Origin of the sequence: Hyphomicrobium sp. 2TAF46, from assembly GCF_052114865.1 — a bacterium.
Classification (GTDB): domain Bacteria; phylum Pseudomonadota; class Alphaproteobacteria; order Rhizobiales; family Hyphomicrobiaceae; genus Hyphomicrobium_B.
In genome coordinates, this window is the sequence record NZ_JBFRFO010000019.1 from 1 (window position 1) to 16458 (window position 16458).

The 16458-nt window shown below is 55.5% G+C and carries 15 protein-coding genes and 2 pseudogenes; 8 read left to right on the top strand and 9 right to left on the bottom strand.

The window, feature by feature from the left end; translation table 11 throughout:
- Positions 1-453, top strand: a pseudogene (locus AB4Z24_RS22230) (IS3 family transposase); the annotation flags it as partial.
- Between the two features lie 85 nt (positions 454-538).
- On the opposite strand, the gene AB4Z24_RS22235 reads toward AB4Z24_RS22230, so the two are convergent.
- From AB4Z24_RS22235 to AB4Z24_RS22255, 5 genes are all read right to left on the bottom strand, one after another.
- Positions 539-1180, bottom strand: coding sequence for a response regulator transcription factor (locus AB4Z24_RS22235; RefSeq protein ID WP_441711791.1), 642 nt, complete (start codon positions 1178-1180; stop codon positions 539-541).
- Positions 1177-2262, bottom strand: coding sequence for a sensor histidine kinase (locus AB4Z24_RS22240; protein WP_441711793.1), 1086 nt, complete (start codon positions 2260-2262; stop codon positions 1177-1179). Before AB4Z24_RS22240 ends, AB4Z24_RS22235 begins: the two co-directional genes overlap by 4 nt.
- A gap of 675 nt (positions 2263-2937) precedes the next feature.
- Positions 2938-4242, bottom strand: coding sequence for a TadE/TadG family type IV pilus assembly protein (locus AB4Z24_RS22245; RefSeq protein ID WP_441711795.1), 1305 nt, complete (start codon positions 4240-4242; stop codon positions 2938-2940).
- Positions 4243-4267: 25 nt separating this feature from the next.
- The gene (locus AB4Z24_RS22250) at positions 4268-4804 is read right to left on the bottom strand and encodes a TadE/TadG family type IV pilus assembly protein (RefSeq protein ID WP_441711796.1); all 537 of its coding nucleotides are present in this window, start codon (positions 4802-4804) and stop codon (positions 4268-4270) included.
- Positions 4801-5298, bottom strand: a complete 498-nt coding sequence (locus AB4Z24_RS22255; RefSeq protein WP_441711798.1) for a TadE/TadG family type IV pilus assembly protein — start codon at positions 5296-5298, stop codon at positions 4801-4803. The genes AB4Z24_RS22250 and AB4Z24_RS22255 overlap by 4 nt, the downstream gene beginning before the upstream one ends.
- A gap of 786 nt (positions 5299-6084) precedes the next feature.
- On the opposite strand from AB4Z24_RS22255, the gene AB4Z24_RS22260 reads away from it, so the two are divergent.
- Positions 6085-7314, top strand: a complete 1230-nt coding sequence (locus AB4Z24_RS22260; protein WP_441711800.1) for a glycosyltransferase family 2 protein — start codon at positions 6085-6087, stop codon at positions 7312-7314.
- Positions 7311-9218 carry a hypothetical protein gene (locus tag AB4Z24_RS22265; protein ID WP_441711802.1) on the top strand — a complete coding sequence of 636 codons (1908 nt, stop codon included), beginning with the start codon at positions 7311-7313 and terminating at the stop codon, positions 9216-9218. Before AB4Z24_RS22260 ends, AB4Z24_RS22265 begins: the two co-directional genes overlap by 4 nt.
- A 72-nt stretch (positions 9219-9290) precedes the next feature.
- Here the strand turns inward: AB4Z24_RS22265 and AB4Z24_RS22270 are convergent.
- Positions 9291-10058: pseudogene (locus tag AB4Z24_RS22270) on the bottom strand (hypothetical protein); the annotation flags it as partial.
- A gap of 282 nt (positions 10059-10340) precedes the next feature.
- Here AB4Z24_RS22270 and AB4Z24_RS22275 point away from each other — a divergent pair.
- Positions 10341-10646 carry a hypothetical protein gene (locus AB4Z24_RS22275; protein ID WP_441711804.1) on the top strand — a complete coding sequence of 102 codons (306 nt, stop codon included), beginning with the start codon at positions 10341-10343 and terminating at the stop codon, positions 10644-10646.
- A gap of 117 nt (positions 10647-10763) precedes the next feature.
- On the opposite strand, the gene AB4Z24_RS22280 is transcribed toward AB4Z24_RS22275, so the two are convergent.
- Positions 10764-11927 carry an MFS transporter gene (locus tag AB4Z24_RS22280; protein ID WP_441711806.1) on the bottom strand — a complete coding sequence of 388 codons (1164 nt, stop codon included), beginning with the start codon at positions 11925-11927 and terminating at the stop codon, positions 10764-10766.
- A 103-nt stretch (positions 11928-12030) separates the two neighbouring features.
- On the opposite strand from AB4Z24_RS22280, the gene AB4Z24_RS22285 reads away from it, so the two are divergent.
- The 3 genes from AB4Z24_RS22285 to arr all read left to right on the top strand — a co-directional run bounded on the left by AB4Z24_RS22285 (position 12031) and on the right by arr (position 13446).
- A complete protein-coding gene (locus AB4Z24_RS22285) occupies positions 12031-12546 on the top strand; it encodes a MarR family winged helix-turn-helix transcriptional regulator (RefSeq protein ID WP_441711807.1) in 516 nt (171 codons plus the stop codon).
- Between the two features lie 115 nt (positions 12547-12661).
- Positions 12662-12850, top strand: a complete 189-nt coding sequence (locus AB4Z24_RS22290; RefSeq protein ID WP_441711809.1) for a hypothetical protein — start codon at positions 12662-12664, stop codon at positions 12848-12850.
- 182 nt (positions 12851-13032) lie between these two features.
- Positions 13033-13446, top strand: coding sequence for an NAD(+)--rifampin ADP-ribosyltransferase (gene arr, locus AB4Z24_RS22295; RefSeq protein WP_441711811.1), 414 nt, complete (start codon positions 13033-13035; stop codon positions 13444-13446).
- Between the two features lie 61 nt (positions 13447-13507).
- Here arr and AB4Z24_RS22300 read toward each other — a convergent pair whose 3' ends face one another.
- Entirely contained in the window at positions 13508-13684 is a 177-nt protein-coding gene (locus AB4Z24_RS22300; protein ID WP_441711812.1) for a hypothetical protein, read from the bottom strand.
- 91 nt (positions 13685-13775) lie between these two features.
- Here AB4Z24_RS22300 and AB4Z24_RS22305 point away from each other — a divergent pair, with 91 nt between their 5' ends.
- Complete coding sequence (locus tag AB4Z24_RS22305) at positions 13776-14471, top strand: methyltransferase family protein (RefSeq protein ID WP_441711813.1); 696 nt, start codon at positions 13776-13778, stop codon at positions 14469-14471.
- 627 nt (positions 14472-15098) lie between these two features.
- Here the strand turns inward: AB4Z24_RS22305 and AB4Z24_RS22310 are convergent.
- On the bottom strand, positions 15099-16448 hold the full coding sequence (locus AB4Z24_RS22310; RefSeq protein ID WP_441711815.1) for an SPASM domain-containing protein: 1350 nt from the start codon (positions 16446-16448) through the stop codon (positions 15099-15101).
- Positions 16449-16458 lie beyond the last annotated feature (10 nt).

A 16458-nucleotide genomic window follows, 5' to 3' on the forward strand; every position in this document is an offset into this window, starting at 1 on the left:
GGTCAAGCGGATGAAGGACCTCGAACTCGAGAACCAGCGCCTTCGCAAGGCAGTGTCGGATCTGACGCTCGACAAGTTGATCCTGGCCGAGGCTGCCAAGGGAAACTTCTAAGCCCCGCACGCCGACGCGGTTGCATCGAGCATCTCCGACGTGAGCTTCATGTTTCGGAGCGTCGCGCCTGCGCGGCGCTCGGTCAGCATCGCTCGACACAACGCAAGGTGCCGACCGGCCGCGAGGATGAAGAGCGGTTGACCGCCGACATCATTTAGCTTGCCCGCCAATATGGACGGTACGGCTATCGCAAGATTGCGGCACTGCTGAGGGATGCGGGCCGGCTCGTGAATGACAAGCGGGTCGAACGGATCTGGCGGCGTGAGGGGCTGTTGGCGAACCGAGTGGCATCTAGCGGGCCAGCGATTGAGAAGACTGGACGAATTTTTGCCAGACGAGGTTACAGCTTTGGGATATTTCTGGCGAACTCCGTCCAGAAAAAACAAGAGTTTTTCAGTGTTGGACGGAGCTCCTCCGGCGGTCTGGTTACTCGGCTGCGGCCGCGAAGCCGAGCTTTTCCGCGAACCTGACAAGTTCCGCTAGACAATTTGCCTGCATTTTTTGCATCACGCGACCGCGGCGAACCTTCACGGTTATTTCACTCACACCGAGCTCGGCCGCGATCTGCTTATTTAGCAGGCCCCTGACTACCAGCGCCATGACGAGACGTTCACCTTGGGTCAGCGACATGCAGCGTTGTCGCAAACAAGAAAGGATCGCGGCTTCCCGGCGCCGCATACGATCCTTGTGGATGCCGAACTGAATGGCATCCAACAAGTCCTGATCGCGGAACGGTTTGGTGAGAAACTCGATCGCCCCGGCCTTCATGGCGCGCACAGACATCGGCACATCGCCATGGGCAGTGATGAAGACGATCGGTATCTCCACACCGAAGCTATTCCGATCGCGTTGGAAGTCGAGCCCACTCGTTCCAGGCATGCGGACATCGAGCACTATGCACGCGGGAGCGTCACGCAGCCCACTCTCCAGAAAGTCCTGAACCGACTCGAACGATGCGACCTGCAACGGAATGGAGTCCAGAAGATCCCTCAGAGCCGCACGCATAGAAGGATCATCGTCGATGACGTAAACAATCGGCTGCTGGACTAATGGTTCTTCGGCTATCATGGGCCTTCCGCGCTCCCAACCGGAAGAGTGAACTCAAACTTCGCACCACATGGTGTTGCGGCCGTCGCGCTTATGCGACCGCCGTGAGCCTGGACGATCCCGCGTCCGATTGCCAAGCCCATGCCCATTCCGTTGCGCTTGGTAGTGTAGAAGGCATCGAAGAGACGGTCGAGCGTCCGGGGATCGAGGCCCGAGCCGGAATCGCAGACACCTATGAGAACCTCGTTCGAGTCTTTGCGTTTTGACTCGACCAATATCCGCCGCGACCCTTCACGTCTTCCAGCTAACGCTTCAATGGAATTAATGATGAGGTTAAGAACGACTTGCTGCAATTGAATCCGGTCTCCTCGCACGAGGGGCAAATCATCCGCGAGTTCGGTCTCCAGCGAAATCCGATTTAGCTCGATTTCATTTCGGGTCAAGGTAAGAACTTCGAGAATAGCTTCGTTGAAGTCGAACCAGTCCTTTTGCGGCGGGGCTTTCTTCGCGAGGTCGCAAACCCGTTTGATGATTGCACTTGCACGATTTGCATCGGTCACCATCCTCTCCACCGCTTGTCGCGCCTTTTCGAGATTGGGCGGCGAGCTGCCAAGCCACCGCGAGCAAGCGTTGCCGCTCGTCACGATGGCGGCGAGTGGTTGGTTGACCTCATGAGCAATCGAGGCTGTGAGTTCTCCGAGAGCCGTTAAACGGCCAATGTGCGCAAGCTGCGCTCTAGCATCGTGTGCCGCCACTTCGGCAGATTCGATTTTCAATACCAAATACGTACTGGTTGCAATCGTGGCAAGGCAGATCGCGCAATTGATGAGACCTGTTGCCCCCGCACCGCTGGACGTCAGGATAAAGCTCAGGACCGTCAGGCCCATACAGGCCAGCGAGAAAATTATGACCCCGCGCTTCTCAAGGAAACTCACGGACATCAACATGACGGCGATGTAGAAAACCGGAAATGCGATTTCCAAGTCCGTGAGCGTATCGACGACGAATATCGCAAGGACCACGGCGCCAGTCACATAGGGAAGAGCCCCAGACGAGGCTCCAGCGAGCAAGCGCGGCCAGTTCTTCATTTGATTTGGCCTCATGTAATTTAGCCTCCGATGAGGGGCCGAGCGGTCGAGCGATATGCCGACTATGCTTTCGTATATCCAATCGTATCTTGGCGGATCGGACTCTGTGATGATAGCGAGAAAGCAGACATTGGGGTTGTTCTGATTGCTGGCCGGCCGCATCATCGCAGGGCAAGGAAGCCTACCCAACGGCTCTCCCTCAAGCGACGGTCCCGACCAAGACTGTGCGGGATGAGATCGTCGGCTATGATATCACCATCAACTGGCTGCTAATTCTCGAAGGCGACGAGGGAACGACCTTAGAAAAGTGGTACCGCGATCGCGTCTTAGGGCGTCGGATCGTTCTTGTTGTCAGCCAATGGTTTTGACGACTTAGGCCGCGCCATTCTCCAGAAATTTGCGGGCGAAATCCGTCGCGTTGAGCTCGTATTCCGTTTGGATAACCGATTCGCGAATGTAGTTTGAGTGAGGCAGCCACATCTTCAACAGACCTAGAGACGTCATTACAAAGCAGCGCGCCACATCAATCGCTCGCCTACGGACCACTAACGCCGGACGTCATTGTCCCCACACTCGCTGCATGGCTTCCCTTGCAGGCTAGGCCCGCTCGCCCGTGCAGCCTCCAAAAGAGGAAAGCAATCTGAACGTACAATTAATTGGGGCCGCTCATCGGGGCTGATAAATACTAGCTCATTGCGTCAGGTGCGCGACTGAAACGGCGGTCTGGAACAGCGAATTCATGGCAGCAGAGATGTCCCCGCCCGTATTCACCTCAAAGTAGAGACCCGGTGATGCGCAGCTTTGAGCCGTAGTGGCGATGGAAGGCTGCTCGCCAGAGATATACGTATTGTACCAATTGTTGGTAGGCAGTGGATTATACGTCGTGTATAAGACTGCGATCCGGATCCCCCTTTTTTTTATGGTCTGACACCACGACGAGCCCCCGAACGGGGCGTAGGTCCTATTCCCACTCCATGACTCATCCGAGACGCCATCGGTGACGATGAACAAAACCTCCTGGGGAGAGTCGTTCTTGGCGCCGCTCCCAGGCGCTGGCATAGCGGAATTCAAAGTGCTGAATGCGAGATCGAAGTTTGTGTCCTCATCGTTATTGTTGTTGGATTTGGTCACGTAGTTGTTTGACCATACTTCTTGCATGGCAATGTTTGAGGCTTCACTTTGAGCCATTGTCAAATCCGCCGTCAGAGGTATAGGATTTTTCACGGTTGCATCGAAAGTGTATCCGGCCATGCGGTACACTGAGCCATTCGTGTTTTCAGTCGTTTGCGCCGTCTGCATTAAATTTTGTGTGGCTTGCTTCACAAGGTCGACGCGCAAGGTGACGCCTAAGGAACGCGCCAGAGCGTAATTATCTTGATTTGGGCCGCCAGGATTCCCAAGCTTGTCGACCGACGGATTGTATTCATGGCAAGCGAACGCACAGCCCCCTTGGGGTGCGGTGTGCGCAACCATTGTATTTATGTCCGTCTGCGTCGCGGCAATGCCCATCGACGGGGATGTGTCCAGCATCAAATAAAAATCGATATTCGGCGGCATTGCGGCTGAAGCCGTTGATGTCGCGCCGATGGTGATCGTTGGCTGATGTAGAATGCCACTGAAGGCATTCAATGAGGATGCGGTATACGAAACCGTCGCACTTCTGGTTGTCGAATTGCTGGTCGTCCCATCGGTGACGGTCACCGTGACGTTGTCGGATTGATAGCGAACGCCGATTACTGATGCAATCTGTGAATTGAAAAACGTTGTTGCCGCCGATTGGGCTTCGCTTGAAGACTTTGTCATCATCACAGGCGTGACTGCCTGAAGCGCGGCTGCATCTGCGATGGCGTTGATCTCAGCACGCCTTTTTGCCGCCATGCCGTAGTCAACGCATATCCCTAGTGCAAAGAGGACCACCATCGCGCAGAGGGCGAATAATATCGCTACGCTACCTTTCTCTTCGGCCAGAAATCGGTGGCGTACCTTCGTTAACATATCGCGCATCCTCTTCGGCCGCCGATCAAGAGCCGCTATAATTTACATTCGGAGATAATCGCGGCCGCATGTAGAGCTTGTCGGTAATATTGAAAGGACCGACGTCTCCATATATCGGCTTATACTGATATCCGACCTCGCTAAATATATATGACGTATTCGGACTGTTCATGCCTGTCGGCAAAGCGAATTTCTGATTCGCTGAGTAGGGCGTCTGATTCAGTCCAGTGCTCCAGGTCACAGTAGCTGCGGTACCAGTGGCGTCGGTTGTGATCTCTGAAAGTCGAATAGATAGCGGTTCTGTAGGGAACGGAGCGATGATTTGCGCTGATGCGTTGATCACTGTCGTCATATCAGACGACGACATGGTGACGAACTGACTTGTCAGATCGGCTAGTGCACGCGTTGTGATGGTGACTTTTCGCGATATCGCCACCGAACGCGCGACAGCGTAGCCACCCAAATACAGCAGGACAAGAAGCGGCAGGAGTAGCGCAAATTCGATCGCAGCAACGCCTCGGCAATCTTTTGACAGCCGCCTAATTTGTGCGGCGAGCGTCATTCGTAACTCTCGTTTTTGAAGACGCTTGTCGCCATCAATAGTAGAGTGCCGTTTGGTTGGTTGTGCAAAGTTAAGCCCAGCAAATTGAATGTTGGCCACTCATACATGAGCCGCAAGACGACGATCTTCGCTGGCGCGCCGGGCTGATACTGCCACTGGTTTGTGACGTTTCCGTCCTTGTCATAGGTGATCGTCGGCAAAGTGATATTCGCACTGGCGAATGACGAGGCGTCCTGTACGTCGATCATAATCTTTGGACACTTAAGTAAAGGTGGTAAGGCGGCGCAAACGAGATTGTGAAAATCCGTTTGACTCATTCCCTTCGTTTGAACGCTTCCCGTCAATATCTGACGTCCGGCATATTCAGCCGTCGTCTCTAGAACCGCTTGCGCCTGCTGAATAACGAAGATCTCAAGCGCGCCCACAATCAGTACAATGAAGGGTACTGCCAAGATGGCGAATTCAACTGCAACGCTAGCCGCTTCGCTTTTCACGAAGTGGGATATCAATCGGCATGGTGCAAAATGGACTCGATATGGCATGGCCCTAACTGTGAAGGCTGCGGCCTTTAAGGATCGCTAAAAAATGGGGGGTGGTATACTTTCGTATATCTCGATGATGCGAACGCATATACGTGAACGAATCCGATCATGCGTGATCTCTGGCGCTTCCTGACTGCCGACTGGCAAGTTTCACCAGATCATGCGCGTGTTTAGCCAGATCGAGTGAACCCGCTTGGTTCAAAAAGTGCAAAGTCGCCCGCGATCGCAAGCGCGCCAAGTTTAGATTGGTGCGTGGACGGCGTTTCGGCGGCGTCGTCATGCTCCGAATCCGCTCGCCCGCGAAGTGCAAGCGCGGTTGCGGAAGTTGCTACCGATTAACTTCAAGGCTTATTTCCAGGCCTTAGCTGTAGTGCAGCCGCATTTCTATGACCGAGGACATGCAGCACCGCGCTCGCGCGGTCCGCCGGGCCGCTGATAATCGGCGCCGATGGACGGCCCGCATCCGGGAGCGCGGCAGCTTCAGATGAGTTGTGATCCCATCGATCGCATCATGCTGCTCCTTTATGAAATCCTGTGTCCGTGCTTCGAGCCATGGCGTCGCTCATGCCGGCATGGGATCGTGGCAAATTCAGGAACCGCGAGGGAAGCTTCTGCGGTGTACGCGGAAAAGCGTTGGTTTGTGTACGCCCCTGCTCAGCAGGCAATGCAAACTAGTATAAAATCTACCAACGAGGCCTAGTTAGGGCCTTCTCGACGACGAGTGAGGGCGAATTAGAGATGTCAACTCCCGAGCCAGTCCTTTCTGAGCACGACGCGCCCTCAAATCAGCAAACCGAGGTCGAAACCGGTGAGTTCGAACTGACGATTCTTATGCCTTGTCTAAACGAGGCCAAGACTATCAGGACATGCATCGCAAATGCTCAGAGCTTTCTTGGAGCCAGCGGCATCGCCGGCGAGGTATTGATTGCAGACAACGGGAGTACCGACGGCTCAATTGAATTGGCCCAGTTGTGCGGGGCGCGGCTCATACTGGTCGCGGAAAAAGGATACGGCGCCGCACTCGCCGGGGGGATAGAGTCGGCACGAGGCAAGTTCGTCATAATGGGCGATGCCGACGATAGTTATGATTTCACCGACTTGGATCGTTTTCTGAAAAAGTTGCGCGACGGCTACGATCTTGTGATGGGCAATCGTTTCCAAGGCGGCATCGCACCGGGCGCAATGCCGCTATTGCACTATTACTTGGGCAACCCCGTTCTCAGTTTTATTGGACGTCTATTTTTTCGAATCCCGATAACGGACTTTCACTGTGGTCTGCGAGGTTTCCGAACAAATGCGATAAGAGACCTTCGGCTACAAACGACAGGTATGGAGTTCGCTTCGGAGATGGTCGTCCGTTCAGCTCTCAAAGGCTTACGGCTAGTGGAGGTTCCGGCAGCGCTAAAGCCTGATGGGCGAGGACGCGCCTCTCATCTCAAGACCTGGGGCGACGGGTGGAGGCACCTGAAATTTCTTCTTATGTACAGCCCAAGATGGCTGTTCTTCTATCCCGGGATTACAATCACATCTCTCGGTGCCATTCTGAGTGCAACACTTATGTGGGGGCCTATCCATATCGGTACTGACATGGTTCTTGACTTAAATAGCTTTCTTGCAGGATGCCTCCTCACTGTTATAGGCGTGCAGCTTATTACATTTGGCGCCTTGGCGCGATACTACGCTGCAATCACCGGCATGCTTCCAGACAGTCGACATGGCGATCGAATCTTTAGATGGTGCAGAACCGATCGCTTTTTGCAAATCGCCGCCATTCTGATTTTTATAGGTGCGGTAATTTTTGCAATCTGCTTCATCGCGTGGGCGCGGGTCAAATTTGGAAATCTCAGCGACTCGAGAATTCCACGTTTTGTCGCGGCCGGCCTTAGTCTGACAATCATCGGCATCCAAACAGGATTTGCCGGCTTTCTCTTCGGTATCTTTGATATACCTTGGAAACGCAAGTCGTGACAGCTAAATTCGAGAACTTGCAGGGCCCCAAAGCCCCATTCAAATCTTTACGGAAGCTGGTATCGTTCTTTGCTGTTGGCGGCATTTTTGCCGTCACTTATTCACTTCTTTGCATGTTGCTGCTGAAAGCCCTTCCCGGTAATCCACTGACTATCAGTATAGGTGTCCATGCCTTTTTAATTCCCTTCGCTTTTTTTGCGCAACGTACCGTCACCTTCGTCAGCTTCGGAGTGATGCCGCAAGAGTTCCTTCGTTACGGCGGACTCCAAATCGCGTCCATCTCGTTCAGCGCTCTCTTACTGTCGCGGCTCGTTGGTGAAAACAGCATTGTAAATCTTTTCGTCTTCCTTTCGATTTCGGCGTTTTCGGCGATGGCGAGTTTTGTCGTCTGCAATTCTTATATTTTTCGAACACATGGTCCGAGAGCCACTTCAAACCTAAACAGCCATCCTATGGATGGCATTCGATCGATGGCCAATAGCCAACCGATCAATCCAATAATCGCAGTTGTGCTGTTTGCTGCGGTATTGCTCATTCCGGCCATTGCAAATGGCTTCCCGTTTGTCTTCAGCGACACAGGTGTTTATCTTCGGGCAGCGGTCGAGCATTTTTTCCCGTGGGAAAGGTCTTTTTTTTACAGTACTTTTGGATTCATTTTTCACCTTCAGGTTTCGCCGTGGCCTGTCATCGCGGCTCAGTCGCTCATGGTAGCAGTTCTAATTCGTATCTTTGCTATCAAAATTCTCTCCGTTCGGTCTGAAGCGGCGCTCATCATTGCAGCAATGATGCTCTCTTTCGCTTCCTCGCTGCCGTGGTTTGTTGGCGAGCTGATGCCAGATATTTTTTCCGGGGCACTCATTCTCTCCAGTCTAATTATTGGCATCGCTTGGGGTCGATTAGCCAACTGGGAGCGAGCATTTGTTTTTGCTCTTGTTAGCGGCAGTATTACTGTCCACTATGGGAATGTCCTGATTGCATGGACTAGTCTCCTCGTGCTCGGTGTTTTGTGGATCGTTGGCTGGTGCCCAATAGGGAAGGTCGGAGCAGGATTTAAAGCGCTGGTTGGGGCCATCCTGCTCGGAACATTGGTAATAGTCAGTGCGAATGGGCTGATGCTGGGGAGGTTGACGGTTTCTCCAGCCGCATCGACATTCATGCTAGCCAAGTTGCTTCGTGACGGTCCCGCTTTCACAATCTTGGAGAAAAATTGTCCTGCCTCAGAATGGGCCTTGTGCACAGAATTAAACGACCTCGAAAATTACCGTGCTAGGGAGAAGCGCGAGACGTCATTGCCATCTATTACCGATTATTTTTTGTGGGGTGGTCCGCTTGCGCGATTGGGCTGGTGGAAGTCTCTCGAACCTGAGGCAGCATTTGTGGTCAGACAAGCGCTGCTTGTCTCGCCGCTATTGTTACTGAAGGAATCCGCAATAGACTCCTTCAGTCAGCTCACGCACTTTTCGCTTGGAGACGCTTTGTTGCCCTATGATGATCGCGGAGAACCCGTTGACTCCATACGAACGGTTTTCGGTAAAAGAGCGGTTGGTGAGTATCTAGCTTCTTCACAGGCGCGTCAGCAATTGCCACTTAGGGCAATAAATATTCTTCAAACGAGTCTCGTGTTTGGCTCTTTATGCCTTCTGGCATGCGGAGGCATTTATACGCGCCGACATGATTCGACTGTCTTGCACCTCACGATCGCAGTGTGCAGCTTCATACTCGTAAACTCCGTCGTGATAGCGACCTTCTCGAGTGTGCATGATCGTTACCAGAGTAGAGTTACATGGCTTATTCCAATGCTGGCTTCATTAGTTGTTGCACGATGGCTGACACCGGCAGTAATGGCCGAATATCGTGTCCCCCCAATAGAGGACGTGGAAACAATATCCGCGCCCACTGCATAAGCGGACATTTGGTGATCGGCCCCCACTGAGTTGCCCAAGTGGAATGTTAGTTCACGGTGCTTCCATCGGCTAGAGGCTGCGTGGCCGCGGAGGTGGCCATGCAGCCGTCGTCGGCACGAAGACCTCGGGCGCTGGTGGCTTGTAGCCGAGCGAAGCGTGTGGCCGGACGGCGTTGTAATGTCGGCGCCAGCTCTCGATGACGATCTGGGCCTCGCGGAGCGAGTAGAAGATTTCTCCGTTCAGCAGTTCGTCTCTGAGGCGGGCATTGAAGCTCTCGACGTAGCCGTTCTCCCAGGGACTTCCCGGCGCGATGTAGGCCGTCTTCGATCCCACGGCCGCGATCCACGCTCGCACGGCTTCCGCAATGAACTCGGGGCCATTGTCGGACCGAATGTGCCCGGGCACGCCGCGCAGGATAAAAAGTTCGGCGAGAACGTCGATGACATCGATCGACTTCAGCTTGCGCCGAACCCGGATCGCCAGGCTCTCGTGCGTGAACTCGTCAACGACGTTGAGCATCCGGTATTTCCTTCCATCATGCGTCCGGTCCTCGACGAAGTCGTAGGACCACACATGATTGCGGTGTTCCGGGCGCAGCCGGACGCACGAGCCGTCCGTGAGCCACAGGCGCCAGCGTTTCGGTTGTTTATAGGGAACCTTCAGCCCCTCACGCCGCCAGATGCGTTCGACGGAGATGCTCGATGCAACCGCGTCGGCGTGCGGGGCTTAGAAGTTTCCCTTGGCAGCCTCGGCCAGGATCAACTTGTCGAGCGTCAGATCCGACACTGCCTTGCGAAGGCGCTGGTTCTCGAGTTCGAGGTCCTTCATCCGCTTGACCTGGTAGGTGGGATCGAAAAATTTCGGGAGCATTTCAAGGGCCATGAGAATGCCTACGCCATTATTGGCGGCGCGGCGTGCGACCTGCTGTTCACTGAGGCCGGGCTGGAGTTCCGCGCGACGAAAGACATCGACATGGTTCATTGCGTCGAAGTCGTCGACAAGGAATTCGCGCAAGCATTGAAAGCGTTTCTTGATGCGGGTGGCTACTAGGCCCGTGAGCGAAGCGATGGAACGAAGGAGTATTATCGTTTCCATAAGCCGACCGACGGCAACTATCCGTATATGATTGAGCTCTTTGCGAGGAAGCCGGGAACGATCGAGCTCCCCGACGATGTTACCGTGACGAAAATTCCCGTTGATGACGATGTCTTGAGCCTATCGGCCATCCTGCTTGAGGACGGGTATTATGAAGCCTTGCAAGGCGCCAAACGTGATGCGGATGGCGTGACGATCATCGACGCGACCATGCTGGGGCCGGATCTCTCCGATAGAGACGCCATGCTCGAAGCCATCGCCGCGGTTCACTATGCCAGCGTGGTCGCATCATGGATGGAATTCCACCAATGCAATAACCGCACACACCATTGACGTTTCCTCACTCAGTGGCGCGTTTGCCCGCAGCTCCTCACAACGCCGGCATATCTGAGATGAGCGAGCTTCGAGCCGCACTTGTTGAAATCAAGAAAGCCATGAGATCACCTCCGATCAGGCCGAAAGAGAAATGCGGTCGCCGGGCCGGAAGCGCCACGCCATGCCCGCTAGAACCACGCAAAGGCCGGCCATCAGCAGCCATGCCGGCGTGAGATCGCTCAACGCCTGCCTGAGCAGCCCGGCAATGAGGGGAAGAAGCGCCGCCAGCAGATAGCCGCCGCCCTGCACGAAGCCCGCGATCGCGCCGGCCTCAGCGGCGTTCGTGCCATGATCCATGGCGATAATCAGCGATAGCGGGAACAGCGCGCCGATACCGAGGCCAACCAATATCGCCGCCGGCCATGCCAGTGCGAGCGGCGCCATACAGAGGCAAGCCAGCCCGGTCAGGAGAGCAGCAATCGCGAGGAGCAGCGCCGGGCGACGATCCGGGAAGCGATTGATCCAGAGAGACACCGCGATGCCCGCGATCACCTCCGCGAAGGTCAGCACGCCCAGCATTGCGCCCGCCGTCGTCGACGGCCATCCCAATTGGGTATAGAAGGGCGGCAGCCATGCCAGCATGAGTGTGTAGCCGCCGGTCCCGAATCCGAAAAAGGCAAGCAGCAGCCAGCTGCGCGCCTTCTTATGGATCGCAAGGCCGTCAGACGCATTTCCTGTCTTGCTGACAGGGCCGAGCATCAGCCATACCGACAAGCCTGCGACAACCGGCAATGCCCAAATCCCTAGCGCGACAGGCCATCCCCCCAGATTACCGATCCATGGGCTTGCCGCCGCCGAAACCATCGCTCCCCCCATGATAACTGTCGAATAGAGCCCCATAAGGCCAGCCGATCGACTGCCGGCCTGCTCGCGGATGATGGCGGGCATCAATGCCTGCACCATGGCGATGCCCACACCACCGAGAATCGCCGTTGCCAGCAATGTGCCCACGCCAGGCCAGACCCATCGCGCGAGACAGGCAAGCCCAATAAAAGCCAGCCCGGCAGCGACGCCGCGTTGGCGTCCGATAGCCTGCTGAAGCCGGCCCGTGCCGAGCAGGCAGATGCCCATCAGGGCGACGGGCAAGGCGGTCAACAGGCTGGCACCGCTGTCGCTCAGCCCGGTGTCGTGTTGGATGCCGTCGAGCAAGGGGCCGATCGCCGCGATCGTCGGACGCAGATTGATGCCGACAAGCAGCATCGTGACAGGAAATAACAGCCGGGCTTGCATCGATGACATGACAGACTCCTGCCCGGGTGGACCAGGCCTTTGACAAACGTGACGATTGCTATTTATCTTGATATAGAGATACATGTCTTGACGTCAAGATAAGTGACTGGCGATGGATAGGGCGGCAAGAGCGGCGGAGCAGTGGGCGCAGGAGCGCCCCGATCTTGCGACGGGACCGATGGTTCTGCTGGGGCGTCTGGCGGAGGCCGCGCTTGTCGTCACGCGCGAGCGGCTGAACCCGCTCTTCGCTTCCTTCGGCCTCCAGCCGGGGGAGTTCGACGTGCTGGCGACGCTGCGACGCAGCGGCTCTCCTTATGCTCTTACGCCGACCGCACTTTACGAAGCGGCAATGATCTCGTCGGGCAGCATGACCAATCGCGTCGATCGACTGGAAAAGGCGGGCCTTATCGAACGCCGCGCGAATCCGGCGGACGGACGCGGCACGCTCGTCGCTTTGACCGCGTCCGGGTTCGACCTCATTGACAAAGCGGTCACGGCGCATGTCGCGAACCAGCATGAGATCATGTCCAGACTCGACGATGACGAGCAGGCGCGATTGTCCGCCTTGCTGGAGAAGATGCTCGTCGCGACGCGATCCCAGAACAAGCCGCCAGGCCAGGTTGCATGAATGAAAACGAAGGGGGACATGCTGTTCTCTCTCACTAACTCGGTCGATGTTCGCGGAAGCCGGCGGAAGCGATAGGGTCCAGCGCTTCACTGACTGCGAACAATGCGGGGATGCCATGGCAAAGAGGGAGTGGGCTGCAGTCGTCTGCGACGAGAGCGAAGATGCCTTAAACGCTTTTGAGGCTGAGATCGGCCGCAGGCTCAGCGACGCGCAGCGTGACACGTGGTTCGAAGGATTCAGCAGCGCCGTACAGCTTGCGGGCCAACAGCCCGGTAAGCCAAAGCTCTATCTCGTGAAGTCCTAATCACTAAAACCGTTTGTGAGTTGAGAGGCGGTGGTGCAGGCGATAATGTCGGAAGTGGGAGAATGGAATGGCGGCCATTGATAGAGGCCCGCCATGTCGCACGGTTCACACGATCCATCTCCGCCGTTCCACCCTGCAAGTCAAACAGCCGGAACCAACCCCATCAAAGGATTCGTGCGCCTATGTCGTTTGTTGCAACCGCGTTTTCACAATCATTTTTCCACGGCACGCGAGCTGATTTGAAACCCGGAGACCTGATTATCGTCGGGTATCAATCCAATTTCACGGATGTTACCCCCCTGTCTTGGGTTTATTTCGCAGCGACGTTAGATGCGGCGATCTGGGGCGCTGAGTTGGCCCTCGGCAACGGACAAGAGCGAATTTATATCGTAGAGCCAACTGGACCGATCATGGACGATCCGAACCTAACAGACAAAAAGTTTCCCGGTAATCCGACGCTTTCATATCGCTCTCGCGATCCGCTGCGAGTTATTGCCGAAGTGACGAAGTGGCAGGGGCACTCGCCTGAACGGCTACGGCAGATGAAAGAGAATGTCGCACGCGCGAAAGTAGAGGGTGCCGATATCATCGACTGACGCGGTGGCCATCGTCAGTCCAGGGATGAGCTTCATACGCTTGAGCACCCGACGCTGCGCATCACGCCGCCAACAGATCTTCCTTGTCGAAACCGCTCTGAACAATCCGCATTGCGTTTGGATCAAAGCTCCGCGCAAGCGCGAACGCTTCGGCCGGTGGGCCAGAGAGCCAAGCCTCGAAGTCAGCTTCCTCGGAGAGCAACACCGGCATCCCTTCGTGGTTGATGCTATCCGTCAAAGCATTCGGTGCGCCGGATGGCCGAATAATATTTCAACCGCTGCTCTAGGAGTTTAGAATTTAGACTCACGTATCGAAATTGGGGGCGAGCATGACCGATTTACCCAGTCAGAGCGCCGCAATGCGGCAGAGCCTCATCGCGTTCGTCATTACACTCATCGTCATGGGCGTGGTGCTCTTCGTCCCGTCTGGTACATTCGACTGGTCGCGCGCTTGGTGGTTCTGCGTCGCCTTCGTGGTCGCCACCTTGATCGCCACCGCACTCCTTTGGCGCGTCAACCCCGAGATCTTCGTCGCGCGGTCGCGCGTGCAGCCTGGCACCAAGCCGCTCGATTACCTGTTTATCGTGCTGATCATGGGTGGCTTCTTCTTGATCCTGCCGGTGGCCGCGCTCGACTTCCGGTTCGGGGGCGCCAATGCGCCCGACTGGGTTGTCTGGCTGGGCTATCTGCTATTCGCCATCTCCTACGCGGGCGAAGCATGGGCGCAGGCGGTTAACCGTCATTTCGAGCCGGGAGTGCGCATTCAGAAGGATCGCGGGCAGACCGTGATTGATACCGGCCCGTACGCCTATGTCCGACACCCCGGCTACATCTTCGGGTCGCTGCTCGCGGTCAGCATGGCGCTGATGCTGGGATCGTGGTTGGCATTGCTGCCCGCTATGCTTGTGTCAGCGGTAGTCGTTCCGCGCACTCTGTTCGAGGAGAAGACGCTGCGAGCCGAGCTGCCGGGTTATACCGAATACACCCAACGTGTGAGATCCCGCTGGGTGCCTGGCGTATGGTGATCGGTTGCGGCCTTACTCGGCGCTTTGCCAGTGAAGTCGAAGCGCTCAAGGCGGCGCTCGTTAAGATGCGCTAAGCGCCGTCTCTGACTCTTGTAAAGCAGCAGTGCTGATAGTTCTCGATGTCGGATAATGACCCATCGCGTCATTTGACGGACGTCCAATCTCGATGGCGTTGCGGACGTGCGCTGACGTACAACGGCGGCCCCACGCGTTCGATGATGGGGTGTCCGCTTTCTCGGTAAAGCTGACTGCAGCTTTGACCTGGGCGACGTCGCCAAGCACAGTCTGGGTCGAAAACCGTTTGCGCCGAGCATTGCATAAATACGCTCTTCATTGTCCGTTGCGCTTCGGAGGACGTGTTCGAAGCGGTACCAAACAAATGTGGTTGTTTATGACTTCGATCGCCACCGTCTCACGTCTAGGCGATTCACGACTAATTGACTTGGAGCGAGTCGTCGAATTGACGCGATAGCTGCGCATCTGCTTGATCGGGAATATATATAGCAAGTTCCAAACCAATTCTCATATCTGCCATCGCATTCTTGGTTCAGCCACTCTGAGGAAAAGCATAGTTGTGAACGGGCATTCCGGGCACTCATCTGAGAGCGGTGTTTCCAATCATGCGTTCTAGCGAGTTTCCATCCGACGAGCGAGCCGGTTGGCGTTGATCAACCCTTCCAGGCCCTCGGTTTCTGCACGCTCAACAAAATCCAGTACTTTGTCTCGAAACGTATGGCGAAACGTCCCGCAGCGATTTTCGTATTGTAATTTGTCCATCGCGTGTTGAGCGCAGCCGCCCATGCATACTGGCAAGGCAATACAGGTGCGGCATTCGTCATTGGCGAACGGATCATACTGCAGCCATTTGTGGACGCGGCTATTCAAATTCTCGCAATCGTCGATGTGACCAATGACTTCTCGCGAGTCGCCAACTGACTCCCAGCACTTGTAAAGCTCACCCCTGCTTCCCACTACCAACTCGTTTTTTCGGACGGCTGTGCACGGTGCTCCGGCGGGCTTGGGAAGATTGGCCGGCGCAAAGCCATAGCGTCTAATCGTCCGTTCAAACTCGATTTCAGCCTCTGCAAAAGCCGCATTCGTGAGGCACGACGTCTTATAGGAAGCGGAGGGCCCTGCTTGCTGTTTGCTGCCGGCCACGATGTGGCCGACATTGAGCCCAAGCTTGCCAGCCAATCCTTCATTGGCGAGATGCTGAACGAGGCGCTCGGTCTCTCCGACGTTCGCGGCATCGATATTAACGCGAATGCCAACCGAGAAATATTTGACAGCGTTATGGAGATTATCGACGATTTGCCGGAACGTGCCGCCGCCGCTGGTCAGCGGACGCATACGGTCGTGGACTTCTGCAGGTCCGTCGAGCGTGATTTGCGCAAATCCCACCTTGGCGTCCCTAAGGTGCAGACATGTAGCATCGCTCAACAGATAGCCATTAGTTACGATAGACGCTTCATAGGTGACGCCTGCCGCACTGCATCGATCTATAAATTGTGACGACAGTCGAAGAAGGGGCTTAATGCCGACGAGGGGTTCCCCGCCGAACCACGTAACTGAAAAGTTTCGGATATGGGGTAACTGGCTATCGACCAATCGTAAAATCGACGATTGGACGTTATCACTCATCACTGAGGGCTGTTTTGCCTCGAAGCAGTACGGACAGTCAAAGTTGCAGCCCAGGCTTGTGACCAGTGTGAGTGAGAGGCTGTGCGTGGAATCACGGGATAATTGATACCGACGCCGTAAGACATCGAGTTCGTCCACATCATCAGCGATAAGCATGCGCCCTTGAACGAGCATTTTTAGAAGGCTCGGCGAGCACTCGATCAATTTATCTTCGAGATCGCTCTCGCATGCTTCACGGTCTTTTGCATCGAGGCGAAGCAATGACCCGCTGAGGCTATTAAAGACGTAGCTATGGGCCTTATGGTCTACCCAAATATTGTACGCCGAGCCTTTCATCGATCACCGC